Below are 15898 nucleotides of genomic sequence, written 5' to 3' on the forward strand. Positions count from 1 at the left end.
CCTAGTCGGGGCTGGCATCTGCCAGCCTCGAACTATCCATAGAAAAGCAGTTAGTCAGATTAGAGCGTGTTTGAAAAATAATTGAACCTAAAGTTGAGGCTTTGTTTTCTGATAGAATTCAAAGCAAGATATGAATTGGCACAAGCATTTTTCAAACACATTCTCAGGGAAAGGAGTTAAGCCTTCTTAGGGCTTTTAAACAGAACGATGAATGAGAAAAAGGCGGCTCGGGTAAAGAAACTGGAAACGGAAGCAGCAGAATTGATGCAGAAGCTTCAAGGAGAAACAGATATCAGACAGAAACAGAAGCTGATTGCCAGAAGAGACAGTATTCAGAGAAAGGCTACGACAATTAAAAACAACCGATTAATAAGCAGGGAAGCCAAGAGACAGCTGATTGCCTACTCCTTTATTGCTCCGAACTTTATCGGGTTTGCGGTATTTACTCTGATACCCGTTGTATTTGCATTTATATTGGCCTTTACCAATTGGGATGGCAGTAATCCCATCAGCTTTGCAGGTTTTGCTAATTTTAAGGCATTGGCTACGGATACTTTCTTTCTGGCAGCCCTTAAGAATACGCTGATTTATGTTATTGGAACTGTTCCTTTAACCATGGTGGCATCGCTGGCACTTGCCGTGGTATTGAATCAGAAGATTCGGGCAAGAGGTCTGTTCAGGACGGTGGCATTTTTTCCTTATGTAGCCTCTCTGGTTGCAATCACTGCCGTATGGGGAATGATATTCCATCCCTCAAAAGGGCCGGTTAACTATCTTCTCTTAACTGTTTTTGGAGTAGCACAGCAGGAGCTGCCTAAATGGTTCAGCGGAAGTCTGGTATTGTTTACTCTGACATTGTTTAGTGTATGGAAATACATGGGTTACTATATGGTTATTTATCTGGCAGGACTTCAGGGAATTTCTGCAGAGTTATATGAGGCGGGCGGTCTGGACGGTGCCAACACCTGGCAGAAGTTCCGTTTTATTACCTGGCCCCAGCTTCGGGCTACTACCTTTTTCGTTGTAGTCATGCTTACAATTAACTGCTTTAAGGTATACGACATAGCTGTTATGCTGGCCGGCGGCGGAGATGGTAAGCTAAGTACATCGGCAACGGTTCTTGTCTACTACATTTATCAAAATGCTTTCAACTATTGGAAACTGGGATATTCCAGTGCTGTAGCAATGGTATTATTTGCACTGGTACTGCTCATAACAGTCATTCAGTTCAGATATGAGAAGAAGTTGAATGCGTAAAGACATGAGAAGGAGGAGCCGCTATGTATAAGTCAAAAAGTAAACATGATATATTTAAGAAAACCATGGTCTATATCATTTTATTCATTATCACCGCAATCATGATCGTACCGTTTTTATGGATGTTATCTGCTTCTATAAAGACCAACCGTGAAGTTTTTGTAATGGATCCCTTTGTCTGGATTCCTGAAATTCCCAAGTGGGATAATTACATAAAAATCTGGACCAAAATACCATTGCTAAAATTTGTACAGAATACGGTTTTGCTAACTATTGTTGTCACCCTTTTGCAAATATTTACCTCCAGTTTTGCAGCCTATTCCTTTGCAAAGCTGGAATTCAAGAATAAAAATGCACTGTTCTTTGCTTATATTGCTACCATTGCAATGCCCTGGCAGGTATACATGGTTCCTCAGTTTATCATGATGCGTTCCATGGGATTAAATGATAAGCTGTTGGCGATGATCTGTCTGCAGGCTTTCTCTGCCTTCGGAGTATTTATGATGAAACAGTTTTATGCAGGAATACCTGATGATCTTTGTGAGGCAGCAAGAATTGACGGAATGAATGAGTACAGGATATATGCCAGGATTATGCTGCCTCTGTCCAAACCCGCCTTATCAACCCTTATTATTTTTACCTTTGTGAATACCTGGAATGATTATCTGGGACCGTTGATTTATTTAAAAACTGAGACAAAGAAAACAATTCAGCTGGGGCTAAGGATGTTCATTGGACAATATTCCGCTGAATATGGTCTTATTATGGCAGGTTCTGTGGTATCCCTGGTTCCGGTTATTCTCGTATTCTTATGCCTACAGAAATATTTTGTGGAAGGTGTTGCATCTACCGGCTTAAAAGGCTGACGTTAAAAATATATATTTTACAAGTAAAATTGTGGGAAAGTTTATATAATACTATTTCCAAACTAAAAAAATGTGAGTATTATAATATCTAAATTACTTATTCTCTGCAGACAAAAACGTCATCGATAACGATGGCGTTTTTTTTATGGCTGCAGGAGGAATGACGTCAGATCACATTTTGGAAAGGCTTGGGTGAACGGTATGGATGATGCATTAGAGTGTACTTTTGAAACATTAACCTTTGAAGAAAAAATCAGACATTTTTATGATGTGGCAGAAAGAGCCATGGAGCGATGGAATATACCCGCCGGTACAGCGATGAAACTGTTGAACTTTACAGAGAATGCGACTTTTTGCCTGGAGCGCACAGGTGCGCCTAAAGTTATCCTTCGTGTTCACAGACTGGACTACGCGAAGTTAAATAATATTCGAACGGAACTTCAATGGCTGATTGATCTAAAGAGAGAGACCGGGCTAAGCCTGGCATCACCGGTAGAATCCCAAAACGGACTACTGGTGGAAACCGTTGATACACCTGCCATGAAGGAAGAGAGGCATGTGGTTTGCTTTGAATATGTTGATGGCAAAGTACCGGTAGATACCAGTGACAGTAATGAAGGTGTTGGAAAGCTGATTCAAAGAATTGAAAAGATTCCTGACAAGATAACCATACCCTTATTTAAGAAGGCGGCAGTGCTTTATGAAATATTCGGAAGAACACAAAGAAAATCCCCATTAAAGCCAGTGGACAGAAAGCTCTACAGACAGGTTGGTATCATAGCAGGCACTCTTCATAAGCAGACAAAACAATGGAAGTATCCGGAATTTTACGAGAGAATGGAATGGAACCTGGATGGAACCTTTGGAAGCGAATGGAATAATTTCTACGGTGTTAGCTATCGTTCCGCCAAGTGGTTTTCCCAAAAGGAAATCGCTATTCTTGATGCCTGCGTTGAATTGATTAAGATACGTCTGGAGGCCTATGGAAAAGGAGCAGAATGTTATGGTATGATACACAGCGATTTGAGGCTGGCCAATCTGCTGAAAAATGGCGAACGAATTACTGCGTTGGATTTTGATGACTGCGGCAGGGGCTGGTATATGTATGATATTGCAGGGGCTGTTGGTTTTATTGAACACCGTCCGGACCTTTCTGAGGTGGTGGAGGAGATTCTGAGAGGTTACGAATCGGTACTGCCTGTATTACCCAGAGATCGCCAGGAAATATGGACCTTTATTATGATGCGGAGAATTGGTCTGCTTCAAAGCCTTATCTACCGAATCGGATGTGTTTTGGGTGGTAGCGAAGCAACAGAGCTAACTCCAGAAATTTTAGCCTTTTACGCAAAAGGAACCGTGTTGCTGGCAAAGAACTACCTAAGAAGGTACAATACAAAATTCCTATCCGAGGATGTGAAAGAGGAAGCAGGGTACAGACCTATGCATACAGCCTGATTACAGGATGTAACGCGATATAGTAATAATTATTACTTGTGATGATCTATCGATGAAAAGAAATTATTTTATGAAACATTGGAGGAATTAATATGAGTTTGACTGCACATGAAATCTACGAAGAAGCATATAATGTCTGGAATCCAAATAAAGTGGACACTTTCAGGCAGTTTGGCCTTGAACTCTCTATGGGGGAAAGGGACGGTAGTTATTTTAAGGATCTGGACGGGAATGAATTCATTAATATGCATTCAAACGGTGGCGTATTCAATCTGGGACACAAAAATCCTGAGATCAAAGAAGCCTTGCTCAAAGGGATAGAACTGGTGGATGCAGGGAATCATTACTTCCCCTCTCAGTATAAAAATGAACTCTGCAAAGCTTTGTTGCAGGTATCTCCAGATAATATGAAATATGTTTATATGTTAAATGGTGGTGGAGAATCCATCGATGCTGCCATAAAATTTGCCAGAAGAGCTACGAAAAGAACCCGGGTTGTAAGCTTAAATTGTGCATTTCATGGTTCCACGGGAATTGCAATGGAGGCCGGTTATGTGGCAATGGCAGAATTTTTTAACATGAAACCCGAGGAGGAAGTGTATACCCATATAGACTATAACAATCTGGAGCAGTTAGAGGAAGTGCTTAGAAAAAACGACACTGCCTGTGTCATAATTGAGAGCATTCCGGCAACCGCAGGATTTCCAATGCCTCTTAAGGACTATCATAAAGGTGTAGAGATCCTGGCACATCAATATGGTGCGATGTATATTGCAGATGAAGTCCAGACGGGTCTGTTAAGAAGCGGTGAAATGTGGTGCTGCTGTAAGTATGGAGCGAAACCAGATATGATCGTAACCGGCAAAGGATTATCCGGCGGTTATTATCCCATGTCTGCCGTAATTATGTCGGAAGAGGCCGGCAACTGGTTAAAGGAGGATGGTTTTGCTCATGTATCTTCTTTTAATGCTTCTGAGTTGGGTTGTATTGTAGGGACAAAAGTAATGGAAATCCTGTCCCGCCCGGGCACAAGAGAAAATGTGAATATGCTGACTTCTCTTTTCGAACAGGAGCTTGCTAAGATCCAGAATAAGTACGCGGACTTCCTGTGTGAAGTCAGGCAGTGTGGTGTGATAATGGGATTAAAAACCGCTCATCCCATGGGAGGAATGGCGCTGATGGCGGCACTTATGAAAAATGGTATATGGAGTGTAATGGCTAACTTTGATAAGTCAGCCCTGCAATTTAAACCGGGACTCCTAATGAAGGAAGAGACAGCAAAAGAGGTTCTGAGAAGACTGGATAAAGCAATGGGAGAAGCTATAATTTCCTTGAATATATAAAAGGCATATCAATTCTTATTTCAGCAGTGCGGCAAGAAGACTTGCGGCATCTAGGGGGCTAGGTTGAAGAATAAATTTTTCAACCGCAAGTTTGTGCTTGCGCACCACAAACTTGGTATGCGCAAAGAGCGTGCACAAGAATAGAGGTTAATATGAGTGAAAATAATAGACGTGAAATAATTCGGACCCTAAAGTATCTGGCTTTTGCTTCTTCCGCGGGAGTAATTGAAATGACCATGTTTACCCTGTTTGAACAGCTGACAGATTGGAATTACTGGCCATGTTATCTGCTTGCCCTTGTGATGTCCGTGGTTTGGAATTTTACATTAAATCGAAGATTTACCTTTCATTCCAATAATAATATAACCATTGCCATGATAAAGGTATTTATTTATTACGTCGTTTTCACTCCCCTATCAACTGTATTTGGAAATCATTTGGTGGAGAATCTTTTATGGAATGCATATCTGGTGACTGCTATGAGCTTAATATTAAACTGCGTTACGGAATATCTTTATCAAAGATTATTTGTATTTGGGAAGTCTGTCGACAGCCTGAAAAATAAAGGAAAAGATAAAGGGGCAATTGTATTATGACTTACAGCCTGTCATTTGGGGCAGCCCCTTCAGGTACCCAGCACCAGACCGATTCTGGGATAACGGTGTATTTGCTCTTCATCAAAGGCTATAAGAGCATCTTTTACCGGATATTCTTTGGCTATAAGCTCCTCCAGCTGTAAAGAGCTCATGATACCTCTCGTTTCCAGCAGAGTCTTTTTTGAGTATAGAAATGAACTGGTAATATTAAGATTCATAGCAAAAAACTTAATGGAATTTATAGAGAAATCCTTTCCCTGGTCATAGTAAACGGTTATCATAACAGTACCGCCTCTGGCCACCGTGTTGGTGGCTGTCTGAAACCACTCGGTATTGCTGGAGGTAATAACAACAGATTGAAAACCCATGAAATCAGATTGCTTCAATAATTCTGTTTCGTAGGTATCATCAGCTGGATTAACAGCATAAGTGGCACCAAGAGAAAGGGCAAGAAGCCGGCTGGATTCTTTTGGCTCCACAACGGTAATTTTATCAGCGCCTGCCATTTTTGCAAATTGCAGCATAAGAAGGCCGTTAAAGTCACCGCCAAAAATACAGATATTATTACCAGGTAAGAGTTTCATCTTCAGAAAAGCCATATAAACAACAGCAACAGGCTCCAATAAGCAGCCGATGCGATAGGGAGTTTCCGGTGTTAGGGGAACAAGCTGGCTATAGTCCCATACCACATAATCACAAATGGTACCGCTTTTACTATAAATCTGCAGACAATTATTCTCCTCTTCTTTAAGACAGTAAGCACAGCTGCCGCAGAATTTAGCAATTGTTCCTGTAACGCGCTGTCCCTCATAATACCCTTCTGCTTTCGCCTTTTCTCCCAGCTCAACAATAATACCTGCCATTTCATAACCTGCAATGCCGGGTTTGGCATAGAAGTCCCAGGCTCTGGTCATACGGAGGTCCTGGATACCGATGGTGCTGTACATGACCTTTATTTTTACTTCTTCCGGTTTTTGAATCTCAGGTGCTGCTACTTCCAGGAAGGAAAGAACACCATTTTCATATCGCCATAATGCCTGCATATAAGTTAGCCATCTCCTTTTTGTCTTCACGTTTCATTCTAAATTCCAATGGGGTATATCCGGTAGACTTTCGGAAAACCCTGCCAAAATAACCGGCATCCCAAAATCCGTTATTTTTTCCGATATCTGAAACCTTTTGATCGCTGTTAAGCAGAAAGAATTTGGCATGCAGAAGCCTGAGCAGCTGTAAGGCTTCAAGAACTGTCACACCATAGCATTCTTTGAATATCCGGTTCAGATAGATTTTATTTAAACAGAGCTCCTCCGCTATTCCCTCCAGTGAAATGGTGGTTTCATACCGGTTATAGATTGTAAGAACAGCGGTATCAAGTAGTTCTTGTATTCTGGCAGAGGGGTATGGGTATCTCCTGAACAGCCTGCTGTTCAGGAGATATTCCAGTTCGTCCTCCACAGAGGAAAAAGCAAAGGTCAGAGGTTCTTTTGTTAACAGATAATGCAGATAATATAGCTGCAGCCTGATATATTCTCTTGTGGGAAAATCATAGCTGGGTTTAATGACATGCAGGTACAGATCCTGTAACAGGTGTCTGCTTCCAGGTAAATCATTCTTTAATATTGCTTCAAGGAGTAACAGGTATTGCTTCTTTAAAGCTTTATATACTGTAGGTATGCGGTTTTGCTGGAGGTCAGAGAGGGTACAGAGTTCGCCGCTTAAGAAATAAGAGAAGGACTGATGGGCTTTTAATTCCATACAGGTTTCGTAAAACCTTCTCCAATTGATATTTTTCTCATATAAAAGGCAGGTTTTAAGACCCAGCTTCTGAAATACCAACTGAGATATCAGTGGGAAGTTAAAAGACTTCTTAACATCCGAGCGGCTTATGTAGAGTAGCAGTTCATTATCGGTACAAAATATCACATTGGAGGTACAGAAATCTGAAAGTAATGCCAGAAGGGTGTTATAAACAGCAGGAGTAAATTGTGAATGAAAGAGCTTAATGAAAAGCAGATGATAGGCATCCGGGTGGATGGAAAAGGTGTGCTCATCGTACCAGTCCAGGGTTACCAGAGAGTTCTCCTTACGGACACTGGTTGTGGCTTTTTGGATAGCAGTGAATATTTCTTGGAATAGTTCCGGGCTCAATTTATCTTTTGACAGCCAGAAGATGTTGTTTGGCGGAGCAAAGTCCGGGGTACCTTCATGCAGAAGTAAGACGTGATAATTCCAATGGCATTGCTTTAATTGCTCCAATATATTATCATAGGGGAGAAAAACAGAGGTATCTAAAATTACGATGTCTGTGTGGTTCTGATAGAAAACTTCATAAGCATCCATGCTGAAGGGAACGATGTGAATACGGAGCAAGGTAGTGTCTTCCAGCATTTCATAGACTTGTTTAAGCAAAATCCGGTTTTCAGAAATTATCGCAACATGATACATGGTTTTTCCTCCTTATTCTTCGTATCGTTTATTTTATCCAGAATAAATTAAGTACGGCAAAATGTAAAGTGAATCTGTGAAAGAACCAAAAAGTATTGACAGAGGAGGCAGTATCACGGGAATCTCAGTGATATGCAAGGGTGTAAATATGAGAGACTTACTAAAAGATTATAGAAAGATCTGTGAGGAAATTCCTCTATTTGAGGGAATCAGAGGGGAAGATCTGCTCTCACTTTTTGAGTGCCTGAGAGCCTTTATTAAAACCTATGAAAAGGAGGAGTATATAGTTTTATATAATGACTCCGTAGAATGTGTGGGAGTATTACTGGAGGGTACCGTTCATATGATAAAAGAAGACTTAAGAGGAAACAAATCCATATTGGCTCCAATCGAAGAGCGGGAATTATTTGGAGAGACTTTTGCTTGTGGAGCCGACCTGACCTCAACGGTAGCTTTTGTTGCAACCACCCCGGTTAAGGTACTTTTCGTACACTTTGATAAGGTTATGCATGCCTGCTCCAGATCCTGTATCTTCCACCATAGATTAATCGAAAACATGATATCTCTGATAGCCAGGAAAAATGCTCTTCTTGTAGAAAAGCTGGATATCACGTCAAAAAGGACTATAAGGGAAAAAATTACGGCTTTTCTGACCATTCAGGCGCAGAAGAAGAAGAGTACAAGCTTTACTATAGCTCTTGGAAGGCTTGAGCTGGCTGATTATTTATGTACGGACAGAAGTGCCCTGACCAGAGAACTCAACAATATGAAAAGGGCAGGATTAATTGATTTTGAAAAAAATAACTTTACTTTACTGGAATCCTTTTATGAATGATTTCTGGTATCCCAAAGCTGTTGCAGGGAATGCAGCAGCTTTTTTATACAAGCATTTGGGAAATTGATTCAGAATAAATTTTTAAAGCGTTGCAATTGCAACATATAAACAAAATGGAAAATGTTATTATATAACTGAAAAAAGAATACAAGAATATAAACCATTGTGAATCACAAACTGCGGCTATTAACAGAACGAAAGTAGCAGAATGAGAGGTAAAAGATGAAAAAAGTAAATGTAAACTATGAAAAGATGTATTATGGATTTCCAGTAGTGCTTATAAGCTACTATGATAAAGAAGGCATTGCAAATGTAACGACCTTATCCTCCACCTACACCTTAAAAGATATGGTCATGCTGGGTTTTAGCAGCAAAGGCTATGCAGTCAGCCAGATAAAAGAAGTGTCGGATTTTGTAATTAATCTGGCAGACAGCAGGCTAATGGAGGAAATTGAGTTCTGTGGTAAAAACACAGGTGCTGACTGTAAGAAGTTTGACAGCGTAAATCTGACCCCTGTACCCTCAAAACATATCAATGCTCCTTCTATTGCGGAATGCCCCGTTTCTATAGAATGCACATTAACAGATGTAATTGAGAGCCCTCATTACAAGGGAATAACGAATATTCTTGCCACCATAAAGGGCAGACTTGTTTCAGAAACCCACCTGGATGAAAATGCAAATATAAAAATCGAAGAGTTTCATAATCTTTCTTATTTTAGCGACGGAGTAAACAGGGGATTCAAATAAAGCCCCTTTTATGATATATGATTTTATTGGAAAGGAGGTATTCGTATGAAAGCTTCAATTGACAGAGAGGGATGTATTTCCTGTGGTTTATGCGTATCTGTCTGTCCGGCTGTATTTCGTATGGGAGAGGATGGACCTGCGGAAGTATATGTGGAAACAGTACCCTCAGAATTAGAAGGCGAGGTATCAGAGGCAGTGGATGGTTGTCCTGTTTCAGTAATCAGTGCCGAATAAGAAATTTTGAATCATATAAGACTGCTTATTTTCTGATGAGATGAAAGTAAGCAGTCTTATTTAAAAAAGTAAGCTTATTTTCTTCCTTTTTTCTTTTTAGGTGCCGGGTCTGCCAGCTCAGGAAGAGCACCGCCTGCAATTGACCATAGGTATAAACTTGCAATCGTTCCATAAGGTGAATAACGTTTGGAATATTTTCTGAATTTAACCGAGTCGATGTCTCTGTGCCGATAAAGCATACGCATACCTCTTAGAATTGCAAGGTCTCCAAAGCTTACAATATCAGGACGCTGCATACAAAATATCATAATCATTTCAGCTGTCCATACACCAATCCCTTTTAAGGCAGATAGTTCTTGAATAACCTCTGCATCGGACAGGTGATTAAGGGCATCTATATCAAATTCTTTCGCTCTGACTTTCTCAGAGAAATCTTTTATATATTCAGCTTTTCGAAAAGACATCCCTAATTTTTGCAGCTCGTTCAGCTCCAAGGAACAGACTGTTTCTGCATTAACAGTAACCAGGCGGTCACATAACCGCTGCCAGATAGTAGCCTGGGCACTGGTAGATATCTGCTGCCCAATAATGTGATGGATTACGGAGGAGAACAGGTCACTGTCAACAGACCTCGTAATGGGGCCAATCCGGTCAATGGCTGCACCAAGCTGTTTGTCGCGGGCTTTAAGATACTCAATTTCTTTTTCACCATATTCAAAAAACAATAAATCACCTCCAATAAGCTAACTATAGCATAGACTGAATATTATTTCATCTGAAAAATGAACAGACAATTTGTGAAAGAATGGTTTAAAACAACATGTAGTTTGACATTGAAGATGGATTCTAATACAGTTGTAGTTAAAGCAGTAAATAAAATTGAAAGTCCTTAAGAAAGGGATATATATGGTTGTTTTTGAGAGTGAAAGATTGATTATAAGACGTTTTTGCAAAGAGGATTGGAAAGACCTTCATGGGTATCTTTCCATAGAAGCTGTTGTGAAGTATGAGCCTTATGGGACATACACAGAAGAATGTAAAAATGAAGCTGTATATCGTTCGGAGAACGAAGCTTTTTGGGCTGTATGCCTGAAGGAAAATAATAAATTGATTGGTAATCTTTATTTTAGCAGGAAGGAGCCGAAAGCTTTTATGACCTGGGAAATCGGTTATGTCTTTCATCCTTTGTATTATGGAAAGGGGTACGCTACGGAGGCTTGCAGGGTAATCATGAAATATGGCTTTGAGGAGGAAGGTGCCCACCGGATTATGGCAAGGTGCAGTCCGGAGAATTCAGCCTCCTGGAAGCTGCTGGAGAGGCTTTCCATGCGAAGGGAAGGATACTTTAAAAAGATAGCGTTTTTTAAGACCACACCGGAGGGGGAACCCATCTGGCATGATGCCTATGAGTATTCCATTTTGGAGGAAGAGTTCCAGGCATAAGATACAGAAGCCGGCACAGCTGCCTGCTGTATCTAGGCAGTCAGTCAGATATGCTGTTATTGGAGAGCTGATTGATTCTATCCGCATTAGTTTGAGTTATATTCCAACAAATGTGTAATACAGTATGTATTGCTGTAATTGGGGATGTTAGAAAACACAATCAAAAGAAGCAGTTCGGAATACAGTTACATTGGAGATATTCTATTATCTGGTTGTTAATGTATCCTCTACTGCTTCTTTTATTCGTATCTATTTGTCCGGTCCCTGTCCAGGCCATAAGACTGGTTATACAGGAGGGACTATTCAGGTGTTACCTGGCGGAAGGCCTGTCTTTTGCCTTATCTGTTTCTGCAGCATTCTTTCTTGCTTCTTCTTTGTTCCTTCGCATTTCCTCTATAGACTTCTCTGGTACCCGGATTCCCTTATAAGCTTTTGCAGGAATCAGGTTATACTGTGCCTGTCTTATCTTTGCCAGTTTAATTTCTTCTTTATATTGGGGCAGCCAGGTTTCACCGGCAATCAGCATCTCGTCCACCATCTGATTGATTTCTGCAGGAGTGCAGACTGCTCCAGTAAGCGGATCCATTAACATAGCCTGGCGGAGCAGAGTGATATCTCCCGCTACAGCAGCTTCCACGGCCAGTCGTTGTACCCAAATGCTTTGTGAGCAAACTGCTGCACAGCCAAGCGGCAGATCACCTACCTTAGGAATGTTGATACCATTGGCATCTATATACCCTGGAACTTCTACAACACTTTCCTCTGGGAGGTTGGTAATGCAGCCTTCATTCATTACGTTGAAATGACCACGGTAAACTCTGCCGGTTTCAAGTCCTTCGATAATATAGGAGCCGTGTTCCTGACTACGGTTCTCGGCAATATATTTTTTGGCAGGTTCCGTCATCCAGTTTGGAAAATCGTCTTCAAACCAGTTACGGCCTTCGCGGCATACTCTGAGGTACCCTCCGGTCTCGCCATTGATCCACACACCTAAATCAATCCATTTCTCAAGCTCCTCAGGGCGCTTGCGGTACCAGGACACATACTCGGATAAGTGGCCGTTGGATTCAGTAGAGTAATACCCAAAATTCTTTAAGACGTCAATTCTTACCTTCTCCGTTTTCGATAATTCCTCGTTTTCCAGATAGGCAGGAAGGATTTTAGGGAGCATGTCCTCACCCTTGTGTTTAACAGAGATATACCAGGTCTGATGATTAATACCGGCACAGATGATGTCAACTTCCTCTTTTTTAAGCCCAAGTGCTTTGGCGATTTGATCGTGTCCGCCTTGAACACCATGGCACAGGCCAATGGTTTTTACCTTGCCATATTTATTTGCCGCCCAGGTTAGCATGGCATTGGGATTGGAGTAATTCAGCATTATAGCACCAGGTGCTGCTACTTCCCTGATATCCTTACAGAAGTCCAATATGGCTGCGATACCGCGCTGTCCATACATGATTCCACCTGCGCATAAGGTATCTCCTACACATTGGTCAATTCCGTATTTCAAAGGAATCTCCACGTCTGTCTCAAAGCCTTCCAACATACCGATCCTTACGCAATTGATGATGTAACGGGCATCTTTAAAGGCTTCTCTGCGGTCTGTAGTTGCATGAATCTTAATGGAAAGACCGTTTTCCTCCAGATCTCTCTGGCATAAAGCAGTTACCATATCAAGATTGTGCTGGTTGATGTCGGTAAAAGTAACTTCAATATTGCGGAATTCGGGAACTGTCATAAGATCAGAAAACAATGTTCTGGTAAATCCTACACTTCCGGCACCGATAAAGGCAATTTTAAATGACATAAATAATAAACCTCCTGCTGATTGTTTTTCGGGAAATAGTTCGGGGATGTATTGATAGGAGTATTATATTCAATAATAAAAGTTTAGGTGGAAAGAATTCTGTACTCTTTTACGGAATGTAAGATATTATGATATAATAATGTTTGAGTGGTATAGGGCGGGGAGGGTAACAAAAGGGAAGGTTTTTAACAAGGGGACGGCCAAATGCATAAAATAGAGGTACGCATGCTTCGATTCCAAGATATAAGAAGTCCTATTTCTCTGGTGATTTTATGCTTGGCATGTTATAAATCAGATAACTCGCTGCGCTCAGACAATCTGCTTTATAACATAGCATAAAATCTCCAGAGAAAAGGACTTCTAATATCTTTCCATAGGCGCATGCATACCTCTATTTTGTGCATTTGGCCTGAAATCCTATGGTTATAAGACTTTGAAATTTTTGTATAATATTGAAATTTAAAATTTTAAGATGTTGATATAATACAGGAAAATAAAAGAAATAGCAGAAGTAATAGAAGATAAATACTGGTGCAAGAGATAATACAAGAAAAGCAGAAGAAATAGTAGGAGAATAGATATTAGTACAAGTTATAATCCAGAAGAGCACATTGAAATAGTAGGAGGATAGATATTAGTCAAGTTATAATCCGGAATGGCACATTGAAATAGTAGGAGAATAGTTACTAGTGCAAGTAATAATACAAGAAGAGCACAAGAAATAGTACAAGGATAGAAATAGTACAAGTTATATTCCAGAATAGCACAAGAAATAATGCAATACCGGAAATAATACAGAACATGAATCAGAAATATAACAAAATTAATTCAAAAATATAGTACTAGCGAGAATAGTATTCTTGAGCTTTTATAAGGGAGGACGAACATGCTGAGGGAGAAGAGCGGGGATATAAGTCACATAAGCCTTTACGACAGAGAAAACAGGAACTCCTGGTTCCTGGTGAAACGTTATTATGCCATGAATTTTGATTTCTTTGATATGGAGCCCCACAGCCATGGTGAATTTGAGATTATGTATATTGCCAGTGGCTGCTGCACAATCTATAGCTGGACAGCTGATGGCACAGAAAAAGTCTGGAGGATGAAAGAGGGGGAATATGTGATGATTGACGGCGGTACCTGGCATAAGCTGGAGGTGGTAAAGGGAGTGCGCTGCCGTATTTTGAATCTGGAAATTGCCCTGTTGCCCCGGCCCGGAGGAAATGGTGGAAAAACGATTGAGCAGCTTCGTGAGCAGTCGAAATCCTTAAGAGATTTTTTGGCTTTACCAACCTCTATATACAAGTGCTATGACGGAGAGGGTACCCTGCATACGATTATAACAGAAACTCATAAGCAGCTGCAAAATCCCATGGAGGCAGGAGAACACAGAGTAATGCAGAATCTTTGCCTGGCACAGCTTTTGGTGGAGTTAAGCAGACAAAGGTCTAAGAAATACCGCAGCGACGGCGGCAGTAAATATGTCAGCAGAACTCTTTCATTTCTCAACAGCAATTATGAAAAGGATATTAAAGTAGAGGACATCGCAGCTAAAATCGGAGTCTCAGCTGCTTATCTCCAAAGATTGTTTAAGGAACAGACAGGTAAGACCCTTGTGGACAAAATAAATGAACTTCGTATAGAGAAAGCGAAGGTTCTTCTTGAAACCAGCAGTCTCCCGGTTACCGATATTGCAATCAGCGTGGGCTTTCATAACCGACAGCATTTTACTTATACCTTTAGGAAACTCACCGGCTGTTCCCCTTCTGTCTATAGTAAGCATAAGGGAGATTACCAGGTCTGGGCTTTTAAATAAGTTTATTCGCCTTCGTTCTGTTTGCGGAACTCCGTAGGGGATATGCCCCACATTTTTTTGAACAGCCGGCTGAAATAAAGAGGATTATCATAACCAACCAGCTGAGCCACCTCTGAAATATGAAAAAGAGAATTGGTCAGCAGCTCTTTTGCGGTTGTCATTCGAATGTTTATTATATATTGCCTTGGTGAGATTCCGACATGTTTTGTAAAGGTATCGATAAAGCGATAATAATTTAATCCCCTATCCTTTGTAAATTGCTTTATGGTAAAGTCCCTTTCAGGGGATAAATGAAAGATCCTAAGTACTTCCTCCACCTCCTTATTATAGTTTTCAAATATTTTTCGTTCTCTTATCCGGTTTCTCCCCATTTTAAGCAAAAGTTGCTGCATCAGAAATTTCAGCTGTGTTTCAAAAAAAGGCTGTTTCAGCTGCAGCTCCTGTATAATTCCGTCAAAGAGATGGATATAGCTATTGTGTACACCTACCTGATAAATCGTTTCTTCTCCCCAGCCCATCTGGTTCAGGAAGGGGTTGCTGTCCTTGCAGGAGAAATGTACCCAGTAGATGTCCGGGTGTTCCTCCAGGTAATAATAATAATACTGAGGTTCCCCTGGATGAAAGAGCACACAACTACCCTTTTCCAGTGTCTGTACTTTACCATTGATTCGGAAACGGGCTTTACCGTCGCCTATATAGATAAGCTGATAATTTGCAGCTCCCAGAGGACGTTCGGTGTAGAACCGGTCTTTCTTGACCAGCCGGTATCTGCCGCTGCAATGTACAAAGAAATCCTCCTCAGATACGGATTTTTCATCTGACTGCCAATCATAATACCCTACTACTGTAAGCATATTTACCTCTTTCTTGGTAAGGAACTCATTTGATTTTTAATGGAAGGAAACAGATATAAATTTATGATAAGTCAGGAATTTCATGCTATTTTCGCTTGCTCGCGCCTTTTGAAATCCTCTGGTATATAAAGTCATGAAATGTCTGGTTATTGAAATGATTTTATAATAATTAACCGGAACTGTCAATTTCAATT

Annotated in this window: 15 protein-coding genes; 10 read left to right on the forward strand and 5 right to left on the reverse strand. The window is 40.7% G+C overall.

Going from position 1 to position 15898, the window contains the following annotated elements; translation table 11 throughout:
• Positions 1-207 precede the first annotated feature (207 nt).
• From R2R35_RS13665 to R2R35_RS13685, 5 genes are all read left to right on the forward strand, one after another.
• Positions 208-1257, forward strand: coding sequence for a carbohydrate ABC transporter permease (locus R2R35_RS13665; protein WP_317730380.1), 1050 nt, complete (start codon positions 208-210; stop codon positions 1255-1257).
• Positions 1258-1322: 65 nt separating this feature from the next.
• Positions 1323-2123, forward strand: a complete 801-nt coding sequence (locus R2R35_RS13670; RefSeq protein WP_442872293.1) for a carbohydrate ABC transporter permease — start codon at positions 1323-1325, stop codon at positions 2121-2123.
• Between the two features lie 201 nt (positions 2124-2324).
• Positions 2325-3578, forward strand: coding sequence for a phosphotransferase enzyme family protein (locus R2R35_RS13675; RefSeq protein ID WP_317730382.1), 1254 nt, complete (start codon positions 2325-2327; stop codon positions 3576-3578).
• Positions 3579-3670: 92 nt separating this feature from the next.
• Positions 3671-4921 carry a class-III pyridoxal-phosphate-dependent aminotransferase gene (locus R2R35_RS13680; protein WP_317730383.1) on the forward strand — a complete coding sequence of 417 codons (1251 nt, stop codon included), beginning with the start codon at positions 3671-3673 and terminating at the stop codon, positions 4919-4921.
• Between the two features lie 152 nt (positions 4922-5073).
• On the forward strand, positions 5074-5517 hold the full coding sequence (locus R2R35_RS13685) for a GtrA family protein (protein ID WP_317730384.1): 444 nt from the start codon (positions 5074-5076) through the stop codon (positions 5515-5517).
• Positions 5518-5546: 29 nt separating this feature from the next.
• Here the strand turns inward: R2R35_RS13685 and R2R35_RS13690 are convergent, their stop codons facing one another.
• Together R2R35_RS13690 and R2R35_RS13695 are read right to left on the reverse strand one after the other, a co-directional pair.
• Positions 5547-6560: a zinc-dependent alcohol dehydrogenase gene (locus tag R2R35_RS13690; RefSeq protein WP_317730385.1), complete on the reverse strand. Its 1014-nt coding sequence runs from the start codon at positions 6558-6560 to the stop codon at positions 5547-5549.
• Positions 6538-7962, reverse strand: coding sequence for a helix-turn-helix transcriptional regulator (locus R2R35_RS13695; RefSeq protein ID WP_317730386.1), 1425 nt, complete (start codon positions 7960-7962; stop codon positions 6538-6540). Before R2R35_RS13695 ends, R2R35_RS13690 begins: the two co-directional genes overlap by 23 nt.
• A 76-nt stretch (positions 7963-8038) precedes the next feature.
• On the opposite strand from R2R35_RS13695, the gene R2R35_RS13700 reads away from it, so the two are divergent.
• From R2R35_RS13700 to R2R35_RS13710, 3 genes are all read left to right on the forward strand, one after another.
• Positions 8039-8797, forward strand: coding sequence for a Crp/Fnr family transcriptional regulator (locus R2R35_RS13700; RefSeq protein WP_317730387.1), 759 nt, complete (start codon positions 8039-8041; stop codon positions 8795-8797).
• 222 nt (positions 8798-9019) lie between these two features.
• Positions 9020-9547 (forward strand): flavin reductase family protein, encoded by a 528-nt coding sequence (locus tag R2R35_RS13705; protein WP_317730388.1) that lies wholly within the window; start codon positions 9020-9022, stop codon positions 9545-9547.
• A 45-nt stretch (positions 9548-9592) separates the two neighbouring features.
• Entirely contained in the window at positions 9593-9781 is a 189-nt protein-coding gene (locus tag R2R35_RS13710) for a ferredoxin (RefSeq protein WP_317730389.1), read from the forward strand.
• Positions 9782-9855: 74 nt separating this feature from the next.
• Here the strand turns inward: R2R35_RS13710 and R2R35_RS13715 are convergent, their stop codons facing one another.
• Positions 9856-10506, reverse strand: a complete 651-nt coding sequence (locus R2R35_RS13715; RefSeq protein ID WP_317730390.1) for a DNA-3-methyladenine glycosylase family protein — start codon at positions 10504-10506, stop codon at positions 9856-9858.
• 181 nt (positions 10507-10687) lie between these two features.
• Here R2R35_RS13715 and R2R35_RS13720 point away from each other — a divergent pair, with 181 nt between their 5' ends.
• A complete protein-coding gene (locus tag R2R35_RS13720; protein WP_317730391.1) occupies positions 10688-11224 on the forward strand; it encodes a GNAT family N-acetyltransferase in 537 nt (178 codons plus the stop codon).
• A gap of 310 nt (positions 11225-11534) precedes the next feature.
• Here the strand turns inward: R2R35_RS13720 and R2R35_RS13725 are convergent, their stop codons facing one another.
• Positions 11535-13034, reverse strand: a complete 1500-nt coding sequence (locus R2R35_RS13725; RefSeq protein WP_317730392.1) for an alpha-glucosidase/alpha-galactosidase — start codon at positions 13032-13034, stop codon at positions 11535-11537.
• Between the two features lie 886 nt (positions 13035-13920).
• Here R2R35_RS13725 and R2R35_RS13730 point away from each other — a divergent pair.
• Complete coding sequence (locus R2R35_RS13730) at positions 13921-14850, forward strand: AraC family transcriptional regulator (protein WP_317730393.1); 930 nt, start codon at positions 13921-13923, stop codon at positions 14848-14850.
• A 2-nt stretch (positions 14851-14852) separates the two neighbouring features.
• Here the strand turns inward: R2R35_RS13730 and R2R35_RS13735 are convergent, their stop codons facing one another.
• Positions 14853-15704 carry a helix-turn-helix domain-containing protein gene (locus R2R35_RS13735; RefSeq protein ID WP_317730394.1) on the reverse strand — a complete coding sequence of 284 codons (852 nt, stop codon included), beginning with the start codon at positions 15702-15704 and terminating at the stop codon, positions 14853-14855.
• Between the last annotated feature and the right edge of the window lie 194 nt (positions 15705-15898).

It is taken from the genome of Anaerocolumna sp. AGMB13020 (assembly GCF_033100115.1).
Taxonomy (GTDB): Bacteria; Bacillota; Clostridia; order Lachnospirales; family Lachnospiraceae; genus Anaerocolumna.

Coding starts and splice junctions, on each gene's coding strand:
- R2R35_RS13665 (WP_317730380.1), top strand. CDS start 208: ATGAATGAGAAAAAGGCGGCTCGGGTAAAGAAACTGGAAACGGAAGCA.
- R2R35_RS13670 (WP_442872293.1), top strand. CDS start 1,323: ATGGTCTATATCATTTTATTCATTATCACCGCAATCATGATCGTACCG.
- R2R35_RS13675 (WP_317730382.1), top strand. CDS start 2,325: ATGGATGATGCATTAGAGTGTACTTTTGAAACATTAACCTTTGAAGAA.
- R2R35_RS13680 (WP_317730383.1), top strand. CDS start 3,671: ATGAGTTTGACTGCACATGAAATCTACGAAGAAGCATATAATGTCTGG.
- R2R35_RS13685 (WP_317730384.1), top strand. CDS start 5,074: ATGAGTGAAAATAATAGACGTGAAATAATTCGGACCCTAAAGTATCTG.
- R2R35_RS13690 (WP_317730385.1), bottom strand. CDS start 6,560: ATGCAGGCATTATGGCGATATGAAAATGGTGTTCTTTCCTTCCTGGAA.
- R2R35_RS13695 (WP_317730386.1), bottom strand. CDS start 7,962: ATGTATCATGTTGCGATAATTTCTGAAAACCGGATTTTGCTTAAACAA.
- R2R35_RS13705 (WP_317730388.1), top strand. CDS start 9,020: ATGAAAAAAGTAAATGTAAACTATGAAAAGATGTATTATGGATTTCCA.
- R2R35_RS13710 (WP_317730389.1), top strand. CDS start 9,593: ATGAAAGCTTCAATTGACAGAGAGGGATGTATTTCCTGTGGTTTATGC.
- R2R35_RS13720 (WP_317730391.1), top strand. CDS start 10,688: ATGGTTGTTTTTGAGAGTGAAAGATTGATTATAAGACGTTTTTGCAAA.
- R2R35_RS13725 (WP_317730392.1), bottom strand. CDS start 13,034: ATGTCATTTAAAATTGCCTTTATCGGTGCCGGAAGTGTAGGATTTACC.
- R2R35_RS13730 (WP_317730393.1), top strand. CDS start 13,921: ATGCTGAGGGAGAAGAGCGGGGATATAAGTCACATAAGCCTTTACGAC.
- R2R35_RS13735 (WP_317730394.1), bottom strand. CDS start 15,704: ATGCTTACAGTAGTAGGGTATTATGATTGGCAGTCAGATGAAAAATCC.